The organism is Paraburkholderia kururiensis JCM 10599 = LMG 19447 (genome assembly GCF_003986935.1).
Classification (GTDB): Bacteria; Pseudomonadota; Gammaproteobacteria; order Burkholderiales; family Burkholderiaceae; genus Paraburkholderia; species Paraburkholderia kururiensis.
Map to the genome: position 1 here is coordinate 302818 of NZ_RJZE01000001.1, position 17374 is coordinate 320191.

General features: G+C 64.5%; 18 protein-coding genes. 8 read left to right on the plus strand and 10 right to left on the minus strand.

The window, feature by feature from the left end:
* Nucleotides 1–3 precede the first annotated feature (3 nt).
* From shc to PKKP23_RS01425, 6 genes are all read right to left on the minus strand, one after another.
* Nucleotides 4–2082 (minus strand): squalene--hopene cyclase, encoded by a 2079-nt coding sequence (gene shc / locus PKKP23_RS01400; protein WP_126875509.1) that lies wholly within the window; start codon nucleotides 2080–2082, stop codon nucleotides 4–6.
* On the minus strand, nucleotides 2079–3380 hold the full coding sequence (hpnE, locus tag PKKP23_RS01405) for a hydroxysqualene dehydroxylase HpnE (RefSeq protein ID WP_126875510.1): 1302 nt from the start codon (nucleotides 3378–3380) through the stop codon (nucleotides 2079–2081). The genes shc and hpnE overlap by 4 nt, the downstream gene beginning before the upstream one ends.
* Entirely contained in the window at nucleotides 3380–4228 is an 849-nt protein-coding gene (gene hpnD, locus PKKP23_RS01410; protein WP_017774123.1) for a presqualene diphosphate synthase HpnD, read from the minus strand. Before hpnD ends, hpnE begins: the two co-directional genes overlap by 1 nt.
* Before the next feature lie 269 nt (nucleotides 4229–4497).
* Entirely contained in the window at nucleotides 4498–5442 is a 945-nt protein-coding gene (locus PKKP23_RS01415; RefSeq protein ID WP_017774124.1) for a sensor domain-containing diguanylate cyclase, read from the minus strand.
* Nucleotides 5439–6062, minus strand: coding sequence for a chemotaxis protein CheC (locus tag PKKP23_RS01420; RefSeq protein WP_017774125.1), 624 nt, complete (start codon nucleotides 6060–6062; stop codon nucleotides 5439–5441). The genes PKKP23_RS01415 and PKKP23_RS01420 overlap by 4 nt, the downstream gene beginning before the upstream one ends.
* On the minus strand, nucleotides 6055–6423 hold the full coding sequence (locus PKKP23_RS01425) for a response regulator (RefSeq protein ID WP_017774126.1): 369 nt from the start codon (nucleotides 6421–6423) through the stop codon (nucleotides 6055–6057). Before PKKP23_RS01425 ends, PKKP23_RS01420 begins: the two co-directional genes overlap by 8 nt.
* Before the next feature lie 418 nt (nucleotides 6424–6841).
* On the opposite strand from PKKP23_RS01425, the gene PKKP23_RS01430 reads away from it, so the two are divergent.
* From PKKP23_RS01430 to PKKP23_RS01440, 3 genes are all read left to right on the plus strand, one after another.
* The gene (locus PKKP23_RS01430; RefSeq protein ID WP_126875511.1) at nucleotides 6842–7120 is read left to right on the plus strand and encodes a hypothetical protein; all 279 of its coding nucleotides are present in this window, start codon (nucleotides 6842–6844) and stop codon (nucleotides 7118–7120) included.
* Nucleotides 7117–9378, plus strand: coding sequence for a hybrid sensor histidine kinase/response regulator (locus PKKP23_RS01435; RefSeq protein WP_126875512.1), 2262 nt, complete (start codon nucleotides 7117–7119; stop codon nucleotides 9376–9378). Before PKKP23_RS01430 ends, PKKP23_RS01435 begins: the two co-directional genes overlap by 4 nt.
* Nucleotides 9379–9652: 274 nt before the next feature.
* Nucleotides 9653–10732 (plus strand): hypothetical protein, encoded by a 1080-nt coding sequence (locus PKKP23_RS01440; protein WP_126875513.1) that lies wholly within the window; start codon nucleotides 9653–9655, stop codon nucleotides 10730–10732.
* A gap of 67 nt (nucleotides 10733–10799) precedes the next feature.
* On the opposite strand, the gene PKKP23_RS01445 is transcribed toward PKKP23_RS01440, so the two are convergent.
* Entirely contained in the window at nucleotides 10800–11354 is a 555-nt protein-coding gene (locus PKKP23_RS01445; RefSeq protein WP_126875514.1) for an NADPH-dependent FMN reductase, read from the minus strand.
* 428 nt (nucleotides 11355–11782) lie between these two features.
* Here PKKP23_RS01445 and PKKP23_RS01450 point away from each other — a divergent pair, with 428 nt between their 5' ends.
* The gene (locus PKKP23_RS01450; RefSeq protein WP_017774130.1) at nucleotides 11783–12001 is read left to right on the plus strand and encodes a hypothetical protein; all 219 of its coding nucleotides are present in this window, start codon (nucleotides 11783–11785) and stop codon (nucleotides 11999–12001) included.
* Between the two features lie 67 nt (nucleotides 12002–12068).
* On the opposite strand, the gene PKKP23_RS33965 is transcribed toward PKKP23_RS01450, so the two are convergent.
* Nucleotides 12069–12218 (minus strand): hypothetical protein, encoded by a 150-nt coding sequence (locus PKKP23_RS33965; protein ID WP_017774131.1) that lies wholly within the window; start codon nucleotides 12216–12218, stop codon nucleotides 12069–12071.
* A gap of 749 nt (nucleotides 12219–12967) precedes the next feature.
* On the opposite strand from PKKP23_RS33965, the gene PKKP23_RS01455 reads away from it, so the two are divergent.
* Nucleotides 12968–13579 carry an RNA polymerase factor sigma-70 gene (locus PKKP23_RS01455; RefSeq protein WP_126875515.1) on the plus strand — a complete coding sequence of 204 codons (612 nt, stop codon included), beginning with the start codon at nucleotides 12968–12970 and terminating at the stop codon, nucleotides 13577–13579.
* Entirely contained in the window at nucleotides 13566–13769 is a 204-nt protein-coding gene (locus tag PKKP23_RS01460) for a zf-HC2 domain-containing protein (RefSeq protein WP_126875516.1), read from the plus strand. Before PKKP23_RS01455 ends, PKKP23_RS01460 begins: the two co-directional genes overlap by 14 nt.
* Nucleotides 13770–13772: 3 nt before the next feature.
* On the opposite strand, the gene PKKP23_RS01465 is transcribed toward PKKP23_RS01460, so the two are convergent.
* Nucleotides 13773–14063: a DUF1272 domain-containing protein gene (locus PKKP23_RS01465; protein ID WP_126875517.1), complete on the minus strand. Its 291-nt coding sequence runs from the start codon at nucleotides 14061–14063 to the stop codon at nucleotides 13773–13775.
* A gap of 292 nt (nucleotides 14064–14355) precedes the next feature.
* Entirely contained in the window at nucleotides 14356–14715 is a 360-nt protein-coding gene (gene arsC / locus PKKP23_RS01470; RefSeq protein WP_126875518.1) for an arsenate reductase (glutaredoxin), read from the minus strand.
* Between the two features lie 836 nt (nucleotides 14716–15551).
* Here arsC and parA point away from each other — a divergent pair.
* Both parA and PKKP23_RS01480 read left to right on the plus strand, forming a co-directional pair.
* Nucleotides 15552–16214 (plus strand): ParA family partition ATPase, encoded by a 663-nt coding sequence (gene parA, locus PKKP23_RS01475; RefSeq protein ID WP_017774135.1) that lies wholly within the window; start codon nucleotides 15552–15554, stop codon nucleotides 16212–16214.
* Between the two features lie 24 nt (nucleotides 16215–16238).
* Nucleotides 16239–17300, plus strand: a complete 1062-nt coding sequence (locus tag PKKP23_RS01480; RefSeq protein ID WP_126875519.1) for a ParB/RepB/Spo0J family partition protein — start codon at nucleotides 16239–16241, stop codon at nucleotides 17298–17300.
* Nucleotides 17301–17374 lie beyond the last annotated feature (74 nt).

Sequence of the window (17374 nt, forward strand, 5' to 3'; positions counted from 1 at the left end):
GCGTCACATTCCAACCGCGACGCGAGCAACGCCGTCGCGCTTGAGATTGCGATAGCGGGCAAGCGCCCACAGCGGGAAGAACTTGCGATAGCCGTGGTAGCGCAGATAGAACACGCGCGGGAAGCCCGTCGCCGTGAAACGCGTTTCGTCCCACAGCCCGTGTTCCTGCTGGTTCGCCTGAAGGTAGGCGATGCCGCGCGCAACGGCGGGATGATCCACGGCGCCCGCGGCCATCAGGCCCAGCACGGCCCAGGCGGTCTGCGACGCCGTGCTCGGTGCGCGTTCGTAGCCGCGATAGTCGAGCTTGTAGCTCTCGCCGCCCTCGCCCCAGCCGCCGTCGTCGTTCTGGATCGACACGAGCCATTGCACGGCGCGCGTCATGTGCGCGTCGCTGTGCGATAGCCCCGCCGCGTTGAGCGCGCACAGCGCCGTCCACGTGCCGTAGATGTAGTTCATGCCCCAGCGGCCGTACCAGCTGCCATCCGACTCCTGCTCTTTCAGCAGATAGTCGTAGGCGCGACGCGACGGCTCGCTCGTGCCCGGCATCTCGCCCAGCTGCGCGAGCATCGAAAGGCAACGGCCGGACACGTCCGCAGTGGGCGGATCGAGCAGCGCGCCGTGGTCGGAGAACGGGATGTTGTTGAGGTAGTACTGCGTGTTTTCAGGCTCAAATGCACCCCAGCCGCCGTCGCTGCTCTGCATGCCGACAATCCATTCGCGCGCACGCGCAATGGCTTCGCTATCGACGTCCGACTGCGTGAGTCCCGCCGCGCGATGCATGGCCATCACCACGACGGCGGTGTCGTCCACGTCGGGGTAATACGCGTTCGCGTACTGGAACGCCCAGCCGCCGGGCCGCACGTCGGGACGGCGCGAGATCCAGTCGCCGCGCACCTCGAGCTCCTGCAGCGGGCGCAGCCATTCCAGGCCGCGCAATGCCGCTTGCCGGGCCTGCGCATCGCCGGTCTCCAGCAGCGCGTGCGCCACGAGTGACGTGTCCCACACGGGCGAGAGACACGGCTGGCAATACGCCTCGTCTTCGTCCTCGTGAATGACGAGCAGCTTGTCGATGGAACGGCGGGCAATCGCGCGGTTCGGATGATCCGCGGGATAGCCGAGCACGTCGTACATCATCACGGCGTTGGCCATGGCGGGGAAGATCGCGCCGAGGCCGTCTTCGCCGTTCAGGCGCTCGTCGACGAAGGCGACGGCGGCGTCGATGGCGCGCTGGCGCAGATAGCCCGGAAAGAGCGGATCGACGATGCGCAGAATGCCGTCCACGGCGCGGAAGAACGCGAACCAGCCTTCGTTCTGGTGCGGCGCGCGCGGCAACAGGCCCGTGGTGACGGCCGCGCCGCGGAACAGTTCGTCGATACGCACGCCGCGCGGGTTACGCGCGCGCGGCCGCTTCGCGTTGAGCACGAGCAGCGGCACGATGACCGTGCGCGCCCAGTACGACACCTTCGAAAGATGGAACGGAAACCACTTGGGCAGCAGCGTGATCTCGACCGGCATCATCGGCACCGCGTACCAGGTGATGACGCCGTAGAGCGCGAGCAGGATGCGCGTGAACACGTTCACGGCTTCCGCGCCGCCCGCCGCCAGAATCGCATTGCGCGCGCGGACCATGTGCTCGGCGTCTTCGGCGTCGCCGATCATCTTCAGCGCGAAGTACGCCTTCACGCTGGCGCTCACGTCCATCGCGCCGTCGGTGAAAAGCGGCCAGCCGCCATCGGCCAGCTGGATGCGGCGCAGGTAGCGGCCGATCTTGCGCTCCAGTTCGACGTCGGCCGTCTCGCCCAGATAGTGCACGAGCAGCACGTATTCGGCGGGGATCGTGGCGTCGGCTTCGAGTTCGTAGACCCAGTGGCCGTCGGGCTTCTGTGCGGCAAGGATCGCGTCGGTGGCGCGCGCCACGCTCGCATCGAGCGACGCCAGCGCGGGCGCGTGGGCTTCAAGCGGCAACGCGCGGGCGTCGTTCACCGCGTCGTTCGCTGCCTCATTTGCAGCGTCACCTGCCGGCAAGGTCGCGGCATCCGCCGCGGAGTCGTCCATTGGCAGGGCTTGGGTCAAATCGTTCATCGGCGCTCCATCGGTGCAATCGGTACGTCAAGCAGGAGGTCCGCGGCCTTCTGGCCCGAGCGGATCGCTCCTTCAATCGTTGGGGGCAGACCGGTGGCCGTCCAGTCGCCCGCCAGCATCAGGTTGTTCCAGCGTGTGCGCGTGCCGGGCCGGCGCGTCTCTTCTTCCGGCCGGGCGGCAAATGTGGCGCGGGCTTCCGTCACGATCTGCCAGGCTGGCATCGGCCCCACGGGCAGCGACGCGGCCTGCGCGACGTCGGCCCAGATTGCTCTCGCCAGCGCCTCGCGCGGCATCGCGAGCAGGCGGTCCGCAGCGTAGACGGTCGCGGAGAGCCTGCCGTCTGAGGCCACCATCCATTGCGCCGTGCCGTTCAGCAGACTCGTGGCCGCAGGCGTGCCGAACGGCGGCTCCACCGCGAAATGCGCGCTCACCACGGCGCTGGACCGCTGCGGCGTCTGAATGCCGGGCACCAACGCGCGAGCCGCATCCGGCGGGACGGCGAGGATGGCGGCATCCGTTTCGCCGAGCGAGATGATCTCCTCGCCGAAATTCAGCGCGCTCACGCGCGCGGCAGCCATGCCGCTTGCCGTGGCCGGGCGGTCGTCGAATGCCATCGACTGCAGCCGCGAGCCGAGCCGGATCACTGCGCCGCCGTGCTGCAAGAGCCGCAGCGCCGGATCGACGAACGCGCTCGCCAGTCCGTCGCGCGCCACGAGTGGCCGGCACGCGTCGCCGCCTGCCGCGAAGGTTTCCCGCACGAGTGCGCCTGCGAGTTGCGCGGTCGCGTCGCGCGGCTCGGCATTGAGCATGGCGAACAGCAGCGGTTCGACGAGGCGCGTCCAGAAGGCGCCGTCGCAGCGCAGCGTCTGCGCCACCGTGCGGCCCGGCTTCGCCAGCAGCAGCGGCACGAACCGCACGAAATCCAGCGGACGCGCGCCGGGCACGCGCGCCTCAGCATTGAAGATCCAGCGCACCAGCCAGCCCGACGAAAACTGCGCCGTCCAGCGTGTGCGTGCGGCAAGATCCACGAACGCGAATTCAGGACGGTGCGGCCCTTCCAGTTCGTCGCTCGAGCCGATCACGCGCGCGTAGTTGAGCGTGGCGTGATGGCCGGACAGCACGATGTGGTTGCCGTTGTCGATGGTGGCGCCGAGCGCTTCGTCGTAGTAAGAGCGGCAACGCCCGCCCGCCTGCGCCGCCGCTTCGTGCAGCACCACCCGCGCGCCACGCCGCTGCAACTGGACCGCAGCGGCCAGACCGGCCAGGCCCGCGCCGATCACGTGGACAAGCCTCGGCATCAGAACAATGCGTAGCGCGCCACGATCCACAGGAGCCGCGCGCGCGGCTTCCTGACCCGCGTGCGCGGAATGTCGAAGCCGCGATCCAGCGTGCGGTCCAGCAGGCAACGGTAGACGCCCGACATGATGCGCGGCGCCTTTACCTGGGCGCGCGGCGCGGTGTCCATGATCGCGTCGGCGGCGGCAAAGTGCTCTTTGGCGCGCTCGGCGAGCGTCATGCAGACGCGCGGCAGCGAGGGGTCGTCCGCGATGGCGGCCGGGCTGCTCACCGCAATGCCTTCGCGCGCCAGCAATTCGCGCGGCAGATAGCAGCGGTGAATGGCGGCATCTTCGTCGATGTCGCGCAGGATGTTCGTGAGTTGCAGCGCACGGCCGAGGTGATGCGCGAGCTGCCGCCCAGGCTCTTCCTCCATCCCGAAAATCCTCACCGACAGGCGGCCGGCGGCGCTCGCGACGCGATCGCAGTAGAGGTCGAGCGTGGCTTCGTCGGGAGCGCAGATGTCGGCGGCGGCGTCCATGGCCATGCCGTCGATCATCGCGTGAAAGTCTTCGCGCTTGAGTCCGAAGGTGTGGATATGCCGCGTGAGCGCGGCGAGCGAAGCGCGCGGCGTGCCGGCGTAGCAGGCGTCGATGTCGGCGCGCCACGCTTCGAGTGCGGCTGCGCGTTCGGCGCGCGGGCGCTCGCTGTCGGCGATGTCGTCAACGGCGCGGCAGAACGCGTAGACCTGGTACATGGCATCGCGCTGTGCCGCAGGCAGGATGCGCATTGCCAGATAGAACGAGCTGCCGGACGACATGGCAGCGGCATCGGTTGCTGTATCGTCCACGACGAGATTGGAAACGGCCAAGACGATCTCCGCTGGGGCGCCCGCGAGGGGCGGTCAGGAATTCGGGCCCGCAGCACAGCGATCGTGGAGCGGGTCGCCCGCGCGCGCGGACACGCGCGAGGCACCGGCAGCCAGGCCGGAAACGGGCCAAAGTATAACAACCTTTAACGGGCATCGCGGGCCGCTGGGCGGACGGGTCCGGGGACGGATCGTGAAATGCCGTCGTGAAGCCGGTCGCCAGATCGCGCCTCGGCGTCGTTCCGCGCGCTCGCGGCACACTCGAGCAACGCCTATGTGAATGCGACCGACCGGTTGCGGCCTTGCCGTTTCGCGCTGTAGAGCGCGGCGTCCGCTTCGTTGATGAGCGCCTCATAGGCCGACACACCGCTGCGCGCCGCCGCGCCGCCCACGCTCGCCGTCACGGGCACCGGGTCGCCCTGCACGTCCACGGGCGTATCGCAGATCGTCTGACGGATCTTTTCGGCCACGCGCATGGCATCTTCCAGCGGCGTGCACGGCAGCAGCAGCGCGAATTCCTCGCCGCCAAAGCGCCCGAACGTGTCCTGCACGCGCACGACGCCCGCCACGCGCTGCGCCATCACGCGCAGCACGGTGTCGCCCACCATATGGCCGAACTGGTCGTTGATCTTCTTGAAGTGGTCCAGATCGAACAGCAGCACCGAAAGGTCGCCGCCGTAACGCTGCCAGCGCGAGAACTCGTCGCGCAGACGCATTTCGAAGCAGCGCCGGTTGGCAATGCCGGTCAGCCCGTCGCGGTCCGCGTATTCCTGGAGCTTGGCGACGGCTTCCTCGCGTTCGCGCTGCACAATGCTCACGTGGGTCACGTCGGAGACGGTCACGCAAACGGCCACCACCTCGCGCTCGCGCATGAGCGGCATGAACGTGCAGTCCTGCTGCATGTAGTCCACGCCGCCCGTGATGGGCCGGTCATGGTCGAACTTGAAAAGATAAGGCCGCTGCTCCCACGAGCTGAACGCGAAGCTGCCCAGCTGGAAGACGCTTTCCACCTTGCGCGTAAGCCATACGCGGGGCAGTTCGGGAAAGCTCGAAAAGATCGAGCGGCCGATCACCTGCTCGGGCCGCAGGCCGCTGTGGTCCTGCATGAACCGGTTCCACATCAGCACGTTCATGTCGCGGTCGAGCACGAAAATGCCGAATCCGACCCGCTCTACGACGAGGTCGGACAAAGACGGCGTGACTACAGGCGTATTCATAAGCTGGAAAGCAGGGCATCAAGCGCTTCGCTCATGTGGCGAATCGATTCCTCGGCCATCAGCATGACGAGATGCGCGCGGAAGCGCTGGTCTTCGAGCGCGAAGTTGACCTCGATGAGCAGCGCCACTTCCCACGCCAGCACGTTCGGCTGGAAGACTTCTTCGAGCGAGATCGCCTCGCCGAGCAGCCCGGGTGGCGAAAACACGGGCTGACGCCCGAGCTGGTCGAGGATCGACGACACGCACGCACCCGTCAGCACGTTGGCCACGTCGAACACCAGTTCTTCTTCGCTCGTCGCTTCGTAGGCGGACTTGGCGTACGGGTCCTGAACCAGCGAGCACAGGTCGCTCACCTCGCCGCTGCGGCAGATCACGAGCGCCTCGCCGCGAATCTCCGAGCGGAAGCCCTGGCGCACCGCCGTTACCGCATCTTCTATACCCGTCATCTCGCGCAGCGCCTCGGCCGCTTCGCTCACGTCGACCACGCGCACGCGCGGTACCGAAAGCTCGATGAACGTGTCGAGCAGCACCGCGAGCCGGGTCGCGGCCTGCCCCATCGCCAGATTGGCGACCTCCTGCAGCGCGTCGCGCTGGTCTTCGGTGAGGACTGGCTCAGGCATACAACCCGTACTCCTTCAGGATCGGCAACAGCGCTTCGGGCGTGACCGGCTTCGCAACGAACGCGGCCGCGCCGAGCGTGCGCACGCGCTCCTGGGCCATCGGCTGGACGTCGGCGGACACGACAATCACAAACGTATTCAGATCCTCGTGCTGAAGCGCCTCCAGAACCTGATAGCCCGTCATGTCCGGCATCGTGAGGTCCAGAAACATCACCGACGCCTTGCCCGCGCGGTACGCCGCAAGCGCCTCGCGACCATTTGACGCATAGGTGATGTCCACATCCCAGTCCTCCGGCAAGGCCTTGGTGAGCACCTTGCGGGCAAGCAGCGAATCGTCGGCGATCACGATGGGGAGGGACATGGCGGACTTGAATGCAAATGCGGAATGAGTTCGGGCGAGTTAACGGCGACTAACGGCCGTTCTTTAGTCGCCACGCATAGGTACACGGCTGGGGAAAGGTGGCTGCAAGGCCCGCGGACGCATCGCGCAGGCTGCACGCACGCCGCGACGCCAGGTGGGACACGGCCCACGGTTCGCAGCTTGCGAATCCGCAATGGAAGACGACGCCCTGCATGTTCGAATGCCAACCCCGTAAGGAACCTGTACGCGAACGGCTGCGGCGTATCACGAGGCGCCGCGCCGGAATGTCCGCGTCTGCCTTGCCTTCCCGTGCTGGTGCGGGTGGTTTTGGGCTGGCCCTCGCGGCATCTTGCGTCCAGACGTTGTGGACGCGTTCGTTTTTTATCGTGGGGCCGATTTTCAAATTAAAGCGGCGAGAATGCAACTCGCCAATAAGCATCTGACAAACAAAAACAACCCGATTTTCCTGTTTTCCAAAAGATTTGTGCCGCACTTTTGTCATACGGTTAAGTTTTATCCTTTTGTGTACGTTTGCGCTTCGCGATTTTTCGCTGATTCGCGTGAAAGCGCGGTAAAACTGCCGGCCAAGGCCTGTGCACGCGCCTTGCTTTTGCCAGTCATGCCAGACACATACTTCTTCTCGTTTATGATGACGTTCAACCCGATTCCGGTACGATTTTGGTCCGCCGCACGATGACCCCAGACCCATCCGTCACGCCCGCAGGTCGTCCGGGCGCCACGGCGGAAGGAGATGACGCCCCGCTCTTCCCCGCCGTTCCCGAGCACGACTTCGCGATGCGCCGCATCACGCTCATCGCGCTGCTTGTCGCCGCAATCGTGCTGCCTTGCATCTACGTAGCCACCATGGCCTACGACGACCTGCGCAGCCGCGAGGCCGACGCCTCCGACGTCACCGAACGCACTGCGCGCGTCGCGGAAGAACACGCGATCAAGGTGTTCGACATGAACGAGACGCTCGATGCCCGCGTGGTGGACCTCGTTCAAGGGTTGGACGACGCGGGCGTCCGTGCGCGCGGCGCCTGGATTCACGAGAAGCTCAAATCGATTGGCGGCGGCTACCCGCAAGTGGCCGCCGTCTCCATCTTCGGCGGCGACGGCACGCTGCTCGCCACCAGCGCCTTCTGGCCGACACCCGAGGTTTCCATCGCGAACCGGCCGGACTTCGTCGGCATTCGCGACGGCACGGTGCTCGATCACGTCTCCAAAATCATGCAGGGTGCGGTGAGCGGCGAAGCGGTGTTCAACACCGGAATCGCGCGCAAGGACGCATCGGGCGGCTTCGACGGCATCGTTTCGGTCGCCATGCGGCCCTCCTACTTCGACACGTTCTACCGCGAACTGCTCGGCAAATCGCCCATGACGATGAGCCTCGTGCGCTCCGATGGCGCCGCGCTCGTCGGTTATCCCGCTACGACGCACGCGCACGACGCCGTCGACGCAAAATCGCCGCTCGGCGAAGCGCTGGCGCGCGGCAGCACGTCCGGCGTGGTGCGCATGCGCTCGCCCGAGGACCACGACAGCCTGATCCTCGCCTATCGGCGCGTGGGCGCGTATCCCGTGTACGTGGCGTGCGGTTATCGCACCTCGGCCATCTGGGCGCAGTGGTACCGCCACCTGAGCGTGCTGCTGCTCTCGATGTTCACGCCCTCGATTGCGCTGTGGTGCGTGATCTGGCTCTCGCTGAAACGCCTCGCGGCGGAAGAGGAAGCCTGGGAGCGCTGGCAGGCGGAAGCGGCCATGCGCCGCTCGATCGAATCGGCCTGGCGGCAGTCGCGCAAGATGGAGGCGCTCGGCAACCTCGTGGGCAGCGTCGCGCACGACTTCAACAACCTGCTGATGATCATCTCGGCCAACGTGCAGATTGCACGGCGGCGCGGTGTGCCGGGCATCGAACACGAACTCTCGGCGATGGAGCGCGCGTTGAAGAGCGGCCAGTCGCTCACGCGGCAACTGCTGGGCGTCGCGCGCAAACAGCCGTTGCACAGCGAGACGATTGCCGTGGCGCGCTGGCTGCCGGCGTGCCGGGCGTTGCTGAAGGCGTCGCTTGGGGCGAAGGCGTCGCTCGTGATGGACATCGACGAGCACGTCTGGCCCATGGAAGTCGACGTCGCCGAACTCGAACTCGCGCTCATCAACATCGCCGTGAACGCACGCGACGCCATGCCGAACGGCGGTCGCCTCACCGTGCGGGCACGCAACATCAGTTTCCGGCCCGGCGAGGGCTTTCCGCTCACAGGCGACTTCGTACAGCTTTCGCTGGAGGACACGGGGGTCGGCATGCCGCCGGACGTGCTCTCGCGCGCGTTCGAACCGCTCTTCACCACCAAGCCCAAGGGCATGGGAACGGGGCTGGGACTGCCGCAGGTGTTCGCCTTTTGCGAACGATCGGGCGGCCTCGCGGCCATCGACAGCGCGATCGGCGCGGGCACGTCCGTGCATCTTTACCTGCCGCGCGCCTCGGGATTGCCGCACATCGAGCGGCCCGCCGAGCCGGGCGTGGAAGAAGCTGCGGCGGCGCACGGGCTGCGCGTACTGCTCGTGGAAGACAACGACGAAGTGGCGGCCGGCACCGAAGCGCTGCTGCAGATGATGGGCCACCACGTGCAATGCGCGCGCCAGGCCGACGAGGCGCTGAAGCTGATCAACGAAGCCGAGGCCAACGCGGTTCGAACGGGCGGACACCTGCCCTTCGACCTGTTGATTTCCGACATCCACATGCCGGGCACGATGAACGGCATCGACCTGGCCGAAACCGTGCAGCAACGCATGCTGAAGTTGCCGGTGATCCTCGTGACCGGTTACGCCGAAGAACTGGAGCGGGCCCGTCACGTGGATGCGCGGCTGCTCGCGAAGCCCTTCGACATCGCACTGCTCGAGAAAATGCTGCGCGAAATCCAGCGCGAGTTGCCGTCGCATACGCACGCGGCGGACTGAAATGCCGGCCGGTGTTGGTGCGCGACGTTGCGACCGCGCCGTGCTTGTAAAAATGCGCAACGGCGGCGGCGTTTCTGGGAAATTTTTCGCGCCGCCGATACGGCCGGCTTTCTCCTGTTCCCGCAGCATTGACGCAGTCGCGGCGCAATTCATGGAACGCGGCACATCGGTTGCCTATGCTTTTTCTGTGATGTGTTCTGTTCATGCTGCGAAAGTCCATGCTGCAAGACGGCCACGTGCCGCCTGCCGATAACGCCATGCCGAGGAGAAAACGATGCGACACACCGTGACGAGTCTGTTCCAGACCTTCGGCGAAGCCGAAACGGCGCGCAACGCACTGCTGCAGGTCGGCTTCGCGGCAACGGACATCGGCCTGCGCGGACCGGCTGCGGCCGATACGCAAAGCATCGGCGTGGCGGGCGAAGGCGGCCTGCTCGCCAACATCGAACGATTCGTGGCGAGCCTGTTCGCCACCGGTGCCCAACGCTACGACGGCGGCGACCACCCCGAGCAGCCCGAAGCGGTGCGCGAGGCGCTGCGGCGCGGCGCCGTGCTGGTTCGTGTGGAGGCGGACAGCGAAGCGCAGGCGCAACTCGCCGCCCATACCCTGGCGGGGCTCGGTGCGCTGGAGGTCGTGGAGCGTCCGCCGGGTTGGGAGGAGCGAACGGAGCGCGCGGTGGCCCCCGCCACGGCGCGCGAGCACTCGGTGCTCGACGAGCTGGGTCTGCGGCCGGTTGCAGTGCCGCGTCAGCAATCGGTGCACGCAACGTCGCCCCACGGTGAAGCCGTGTCGCCCGCGCCGCCTGAGCCTCAAGCGGGTTCGCCAGCCGAAGCGGCAGCCGCTGCCGTGCCGCCGGAGGGCACCGTGCGAATGAGCGACGACGCGGCGGCCACCGCTATCGCGTCGGCCAGTGCGCCGGGGTGCGGCGCCGTTTTTCCGACCGCGCCCCCGGCCGCCGCGCCCGCCAGCGAATTGCCCGGCGGTACGCAGCTAGCCCGTGAAGAGGAACCGCCGGCGGGATACGAAGCCGCACCGCCGCCAGGAATGCGCCCCGCGCCGGACAAGGCGGCCCCGCCCATACCGGACGAGTACGTCGAATACGAGGAAGACTTTCGCGGCCACCACGCCGGGCAGGTGGAGCGCGAAAGCCAGCCGTTCGAGGACTACGAGAGCGCGTATCGCTACGGCGTGATGATCGCGCGGGATGTGAGATACGTCGGCCGGTCGTGGGACGAAATCGAAGCGGACGCCCGGCACGGCTGGGAAACGACTTTCCCGGCCGATGCCTGGGACAAAATCCGCAGCGCGGTACGGCACGGATGGGAGCGTGCCGGTGGGAATCGCGCAGTGTAACGGGGGCGACAGACGGGTCAGGACGGTGGGAACGTCAGGGGCCTGCGCGGCGCGCAGGCCCCTGGCTTCAACCGCGGCGCAGTCGCGTGGTCCAGTCCACGTAGCGATCGACGAATCCCTGCAGGAACTTGCGCGTGTCCTCATTGACGATGTTGCCGTTGGCGTCGATGCGACTCGCGTCGTGTTTGATGAACATCTCCGGCTGACCGAGTAGCGCCACGTCCAGATAAGACAGCACGTTGCGTAGATGCTGCTGCGCGAGCGCCGTGCCGGTGGCCCCGGGCGACGTCCCCAGCACCGCGCCGGGCTTGCCGGCCCACGAATTCTTGCCCCACGGACGCGAGCCCCAGTCGAGCGCATTCTTGAGTACGCCCGGGATCGAACGGTTGTACTCGGGCGTCACGAACAGCAGCGCGTCGGCGGCTTCAATGCGCGCCTTGAATTGACGCGCGGGCTCGGGCAGGTCGGCGTCGTAATCCTGGCTGTAAAGCGGCAACGTGCCGATGTCGACGAATTCCGCCGTGAAGTCCTGGGGCAAAAGCGAAGTGACGGCGCGTGCCAGCTGGCGGTTGAACGAGTCCTGACGAAGGCTACCGACCAGCACTGCAATGTGACAAGCCATGTTGAGATCCTCCCGGGTGGTCCCGACAAGCGGGACAAGTGGCGACGTGGATGCCTCTCAATCATAGGCGGTGAGGTGCGGCGCGTCTTTTTCGTGTGGCCGTCTGGGGGCGCCGCCCCGCAGGATTTGCCAGCTATCGGTGGATAACCCGCCATGACGGAAAGATATTCACAGATTCACTGAATAACTTTGTGGACAAGTTTGGCTAGGGGCTTGTCCTATGGGGGTTTACGTCGGCCTTCTGGGCGAGGCGTCAGTCCGATGCGACAACGGATGCTGACCGGGCGTTGTGATGTGGGGAAACGTTCGGAACGCGGCTTGCGACGCTGTTGTCCTGCTGGTGCTTCGGCAACCGCTTCGTCTGACGTGGCGAAGAAGGGGCAGAAATACCGGCCGAGACGCAAACCCTAACCGATGGAGGACCGACGATGGCTTCCGGATCACCCCGGCATTACGCCGGCAAATCGCAGGATGAGAGGGTGGCTGCCCGCAAGCATCACAAGCAGAAATCGCAGGAGCAAGCCGGAGGGGAAATGGCTGTGGAAGGCACCGAAGCGGACGCCGAACACAGCTGCGGCGAGTTGTCGGAGCGCGGCAAGCAGATATGGCGGACGGGAAATGGCATAGACGGCGGCGGTCTCACCTGACACCCGACCATGCCGGTCCGAGTGGGGTGGCCATCAATGGGCCATCCCCGCCCGGTGAAAACCTGGGTTACTGCCCGAAAAACACGTTGCAGTACGAAGCCGGGCCTTGGCACGTCGACGCATTGTTCTGCGTCGTTGCTTGAGCAGCATGAGCCGCGCCGGTTGCCGTCGCGAGCAATGCGGCCGACGAGATGATTGCGAGAAGAATGCGTTTCATGGTGTCGCTCCTGATTTAGGTCGATCAACGTTGATCGGTGGCTGGAGAATAGCGACGGAGCGTTCACCTAAAAACATGCCAGCGGAAAAGACATTTTCTCGACAATTGCAATAGTGGCCGCCGACGGGATTGATGGGATTTTTGTCCCTGAGTACTGCTTGTTTGGCCGTACGAAGTGGACCGGCTGGATAAGTCCAATGGGCAAGGGTCTACGCGCTTTGCCGCGTGGAAATTGAGGCACGCCAATAGCATCGGCACCAGCTTGCACGGCTCCATCGTTTCAGGTTTTGCAACGATGTATTTCCGCAGTTGTAAGTGCTGCGAGAGGGCTCGCGCAACTTCGTCATGCATCTGTCATTTGAAGGCGTCTGTGCCGACATAGCCCTGAGGAACTGCGCCCATGCGGGCGCGGATCACATAAGGTGCGGAATGTGAGAGAAAATGCGCTCCGGGTCCGACGGGTCATAACGCCAGATCGCCCTGCAATACACAGCAGGGCCTCATCGGCGCTTGTCGCGCGGCATGGGGCGGCCGGCAGCCGATGCGTCAGCGCGCTGTCCCGGCCGACAATCGCCAATCACATTCCTCGACATGACAAAGCACGAGATGCATCGAGTCTTGCCGGCCATCCCATGCGAGGGAGCCCATGGCAGCGGCCTGGGGGCGGCCGCGCAGCCTGTCCGTTGGACCGCGTTGCGCCGCACGGCAACAGGCACGCGGCCCGCGGTACGCCCGGTGGGGGACGTCGCATGACCGCCGTTGCCGCTCGGCCGGCGCCGGACGATCCGGTCTACCTCGCCCAGTTGCGACGCGACCTGCTCCGCTTCGCGCGGTTGCAGTTGCGAGACGCGGCCGCTGCGGAAGACGCCGTTCAGGAAGCGCTGACCGCAGCGTGGATGCACGCGGACCGCTTCTCCGCGCAGTCCGAGCACAAGACGTGGGTCTTCGGCATCCTGCGGCACAAGCTGGTGGATACGTTGCGCGTGCGCCAGCGCACGGTGAACGTGTCTTCGCTCGAAACCGAACTGGACGAAGATACCGTTCTCGATCGCGAGCTGTTCAAGGACAACGGACACTGGACGGCCTATGCGAAACCGCGTCCGTGGCCGACGCCGGAGATCGTGCTGCAACAGCAGCAGTTCTGGCAGCTCTTCGAGATATGCCTCGACCATCTGCCCGAGCACATCGGGCGCGTCTTCATGATGCGAGAGTTTCTCGACCTCGACATTGCCGAGATCTGCGCCGAACTGGAGCTGACCGCCAACCACTGCAGCGTGCTCATCTACCGCGCACGGCTGCGCTTGCGGACGTGCCTGACCGAAAAGGGCCTTTCAGGCGAGGACGCGCATGGGCAAGTGTAAAAACATCACCCGACTACTTTCTGACGCGCTCGACAGGCGGCTCACGGCAGGCGAATGGCTGGCCGTCCGTATGCACCTGCCCACGTGCAGCGGGTGCCGCAACTATCGGCTGCACATTGCGCTGCTTCGTACGGCCGCGCATGAAATGAGCGGCATGGCGGACCATGAGTCGTCTGGGCGCAGAGAGTGACGATCAGCGCTGCGACGGAGGCTTTGCTGCGTACTGCTGAAGATAACGAGCATGAGAGTCGCGGTCGACGTTCGCATCGCGACGCTCCGTGCTCGCCGGATACTTCGCGAGCATGACCCGCGGACGGACGGGCCGATGTTCAAAGCCGCCGCCGCAGTTCGGACAGACATTACGTAACGTCGTGGTCGCACACGCTTCGCAAAACGTGCACTCGAAGCTGCAAATCATCGCGTCGGATGAGTCGGGTGGCAACGCCTTGCCACATGCTTCACAGGATGGTCGGAGTTCGAGCATTCGCGTTTCTACAGGTAGATGGGGCACTGGACGCGGTCTTTTTTAGTGCACGCGGGGATCGGCGGTTGCGCCGGTAGTCGTGTGAAGAGGCGGTGGCGCCGTTAATCGATCGCGAGAATCACGGCATTTTTAGCGGTGACCTTGTTCGAACCGATTTGCCCCGGTCGCCTCCCCAGCCCCTGCCAGTAAGTCTGCAAGTCTAGTGAGCGCCTCTTTGGCGCCCCTGCCATTTAGGCCTCGAATTCCGCCAGCTGCGAGCGTCGGGTACCGTCGTCGCTCAGTCAAAGCCCGCTCAATCGAAAAGCGCGCTGACGCTCTCCGGCGGACGGCCGATCACAGCCCGGCCATTACGAACGATGATGGGCCGCTGCAGCAGCACAGGATGTTTCGCGAGCGCGTCATACAGCTCGTCGTCGGTTACGCCTTCCCGGTCAAGACTCAGCGCCTTGTACTCGGATTCGGCAGTCCGCACCATGTCGCGTACCGGACAGGCGAGCAAGCGGTTCAGTTCTTTCAACTGAACGACTGACAGCGGATGTTTCAAGTATTCGATGATCTCGACTTTTTCGTGTGCGCCGTTGCTGAGACCGGCAACGAGTTCGTAGGCGCCGCGAGATTTCGAGCAGCGGGGGTTGTGGTAGATGGTGATCATGGGTCGATTGATGTTGAGACGAGTCTGGATGGCGTGCGAGGGGCGATCGGATTGGCCTCGGTAGGGCAACGGCTATCGGGCCGCTGATCGTTCCGCGGCATTGTCGTGAGCGATGGGATAAGAGGTGCTAACGCGCGGCCTCGTGTGCCGGAATTCTAGCTTGCCGCGTTGGAGTCAATGCGTGGAGGCTTTCGCCTGATTCGGAGAGGGCAAGGAAAAGGCAGCTGGCCGAAGAGGCACTGTCTTGCGCACATTCTTCATGGGCTTCGTCGTATCTCATCTTGTAACTCCATCTTTTGTTATTCGACTTATTTCTCACGCGCGCCTATACCTCGCAGGCTGTCCTCGACCCAACGCCATTCCAAACGCAGATCGTTTCTTCCTCATGGCTTGGTTTATGCGCATAAAGCGAGGCGCTCGGAGGCCGCGTCAAGGCCTCGACCAGTCGCTGGCGACAGGGACGCGTCCCACAGTTGACCGCCACGAGCCACGACCCTCCCGGTATTAGGCAGCGGCGGGATTACGGCAGCCGCTTCGCGGGAAGGCGCAACGCCGCCGGAGCTGTGCCCAGTTCGCGCCCGCACGACGAGTTCTCGCCCGGACGGCCTGCAGCTTACCCGCTGCGCCCACCATACGCGACCATCGCACGGGAGGGCTTTTCGACATAAACGCCACTTATCCGCCCCACGAGGTTCCGCTTTAGTGCCTGCCTCGCCCCACCGTTTATGCGCATAAACCCTCGTCCAAATGGCTAATCCGCCTCATCAGCGTGACAAAGTCATTGAAAATAAATTTCTTCAAGGTAAAATTCAGCGGCATCGAAAAGGAGGTAAGAATTGGCGGCTGAAATTATCGCGGTCACTCAGCAAAAGGGCGGGGTCGGAAAAAGCACGATCGCCATGCATCTCGGCGCTGCGTTCCATGAAAGGGGCAAGCGAGTTTTGGTCGTCGATGCTGACGGGCAGAACACCTTGGTTCACTGGGCGAGCGCGTCGGCCGAAGGCGAGACGGGCATCCCGTTCCCCGTGGTCAACCTCTCGGAGGCCGGTGGCCAAATCCACCGTGAGATAAAGAAGTTCATTGGCGACTACGACATCATCGTGGTCGACTGCCCGCCCTCCATCACCGAAAAAGTCTCAGGCGTTGTGCTCCTGGCCGCGACCGTCGCCGTCATACCCACCTCGTCGTCGCCAGCTGACTATTGGTCGAGTGTTGGTTTGGTGAAGCTCATCCAGCAGGCACAGGTGATGAACGAAGACCTTCGGGCGGTCTTCCTGCTCAATAAAACCGAAGAGAAACGCATGCTGACGCGCGAGCTGAAGCGCGCGCTGGAAGAACTCGGCTTTCCTTTACTCAAAACACAAATCCCCACGCGCGAGGCCTACAAGCAGGCGATGGCGTTAGGACAAACCGTCCTGCAAATGAACGATCGCGGCGCAAAGCTGGCAAGCATCGAAATACGGGCATGTGCGGACGAAATCGCCAGCATGCTTCCCTGACTTTATGCGCATAAAGGACCCTGAATGAAATCATCCCAGTTCGCAAAAGGCTTCCAGGCGCGGCCAGACACGACCAGTAGCGAAAAGCGCACTGCGCTCGATCGCCTCAATGCAATCGATGGCCTCGTACAGAACAAATCGAAACCCGGCGAATCAGTCGGCAGGGCAAGTCAGCCTGTCCTAAAGCCAGTCGCCGACGACCCGGAACAGGTGGATATTGCGAGCGAGTCAACGCAGTATCGCGCGTGGCGCATGGCACAGGGATACCGCCCCGGGCAGGTCATCGAACTTGCGCTCAAGTCGATCAAGCCGAGCCCCTTCAACCCGCGATACTTCTATCTGAAATCGTCCATCGCCGAGCTAGCCGTGAATCTGGCGAAGCAAGGTCAACAACAGCCGATTCACGTCATTCCGGATTACGACAATCCCGGCACGTACTTCGTCAGCGACGGCGGGCGACGCGTGCGTGCATTGAAGGAAGCGAACAAGGAAACGGTAAAGGCAGTCGTCATCGATCTGCCGATCGGAATTCAGAGTTACAAGCTCGGCTACGACCTCAACGTACAGCGTGATTCGCAAACCGTCTTCGACAACGCCGTCGTATGGAAGCGCTTCATCGAGGAGAAGCATTTCCAGAGTCAGAAAGAACTCGCCGAACATCTTGGACTCGATGAGTCCACGGTGGCCGTCGCACTGTCCATCGCGAAACTGCCCGAGCCGGTCATGCACGAAATGGTGGCGCGACCCGATCGCTTTGGCTCGAACATGGCGTATCAGGTGGGCCGCTATCACACGGCACGCGGAACTGACTCCACACTACGCCTCATCAACCGGATCCTCGCCGACGACCTCAGTACGCGCCAGGTGGCGGACATCGTAAAGGGCAGGGCAAGCGCGCAAGAGACTCAAAAGCCGGCAGGGCGTCAACGCTACGCGCAACGCCTCGAAGTGAAGCTGGATGGCGTATCGGTCGGCGATCTGAAATCGTATGGGGACGACAGACTCGAACTGAGGCTGCGCGGTCTGGCTAGAGAGAAGCGCGACGACATCCTGCGGCAGATCGAACAAATCCTGGCGCAGAAGTAAAAGCAAACTCTTCGGCGGGCGCCTTCATGGCGCCCGTTGCGCCTGCGTGTCGGCGCTCAACAGTGGTTATGAAC

Bases quoted from the DNA above. Each gene is read 5' to 3' on its own strand.
- shc (WP_126875509.1), bottom strand. From the start codon at position 2,082: ATGAACGATTTGACCCAAGCCCTGCCAATGGACGACTCCGCGGCGGAT.
- hpnE (WP_126875510.1), bottom strand. From the start codon at position 3,380: ATGCCGAGGCTTGTCCACGTGATCGGCGCGGGCCTGGCCGGTCTGGCC.
- PKKP23_RS01415 (WP_017774124.1), bottom strand. From the start codon at position 5,442: ATGAATACGCCTGTAGTCACGCCGTCTTTGTCCGACCTCGTCGTAGAG.
- PKKP23_RS01420 (WP_017774125.1), bottom strand. From the start codon at position 6,062: ATGCCTGAGCCAGTCCTCACCGAAGACCAGCGCGACGCGCTGCAGGAG.
- PKKP23_RS01425 (WP_017774126.1), bottom strand. From the start codon at position 6,423: ATGTCCCTCCCCATCGTGATCGCCGACGATTCGCTGCTTGCCCGCAAG.
- PKKP23_RS01430 (WP_126875511.1), top strand. From the start codon at position 6,842: ATGCAACTCGCCAATAAGCATCTGACAAACAAAAACAACCCGATTTTC.
- PKKP23_RS01435 (WP_126875512.1), top strand. From the start codon at position 7,117: ATGACCCCAGACCCATCCGTCACGCCCGCAGGTCGTCCGGGCGCCACG.
- PKKP23_RS01440 (WP_126875513.1), top strand. From the start codon at position 9,653: ATGCGACACACCGTGACGAGTCTGTTCCAGACCTTCGGCGAAGCCGAA.
- PKKP23_RS01445 (WP_126875514.1), bottom strand. From the start codon at position 11,354: ATGGCTTGTCACATTGCAGTGCTGGTCGGTAGCCTTCGTCAGGACTCG.
- PKKP23_RS01450 (WP_017774130.1), top strand. From the start codon at position 11,783: ATGGCTTCCGGATCACCCCGGCATTACGCCGGCAAATCGCAGGATGAG.
- PKKP23_RS33965 (WP_017774131.1), bottom strand. From the start codon at position 12,218: ATGAAACGCATTCTTCTCGCAATCATCTCGTCGGCCGCATTGCTCGCG.
- PKKP23_RS01455 (WP_126875515.1), top strand. From the start codon at position 12,968: ATGACCGCCGTTGCCGCTCGGCCGGCGCCGGACGATCCGGTCTACCTC.
- PKKP23_RS01460 (WP_126875516.1), top strand. From the start codon at position 13,566: ATGGGCAAGTGTAAAAACATCACCCGACTACTTTCTGACGCGCTCGAC.
- PKKP23_RS01465 (WP_126875517.1), bottom strand. From the start codon at position 14,063: ATGCTCGAACTCCGACCATCCTGTGAAGCATGTGGCAAGGCGTTGCCA.
- arsC (WP_126875518.1), bottom strand. From the start codon at position 14,715: ATGATCACCATCTACCACAACCCCCGCTGCTCGAAATCTCGCGGCGCC.
- PKKP23_RS01480 (WP_126875519.1), top strand. From the start codon at position 16,239: ATGAAATCATCCCAGTTCGCAAAAGGCTTCCAGGCGCGGCCAGACACG.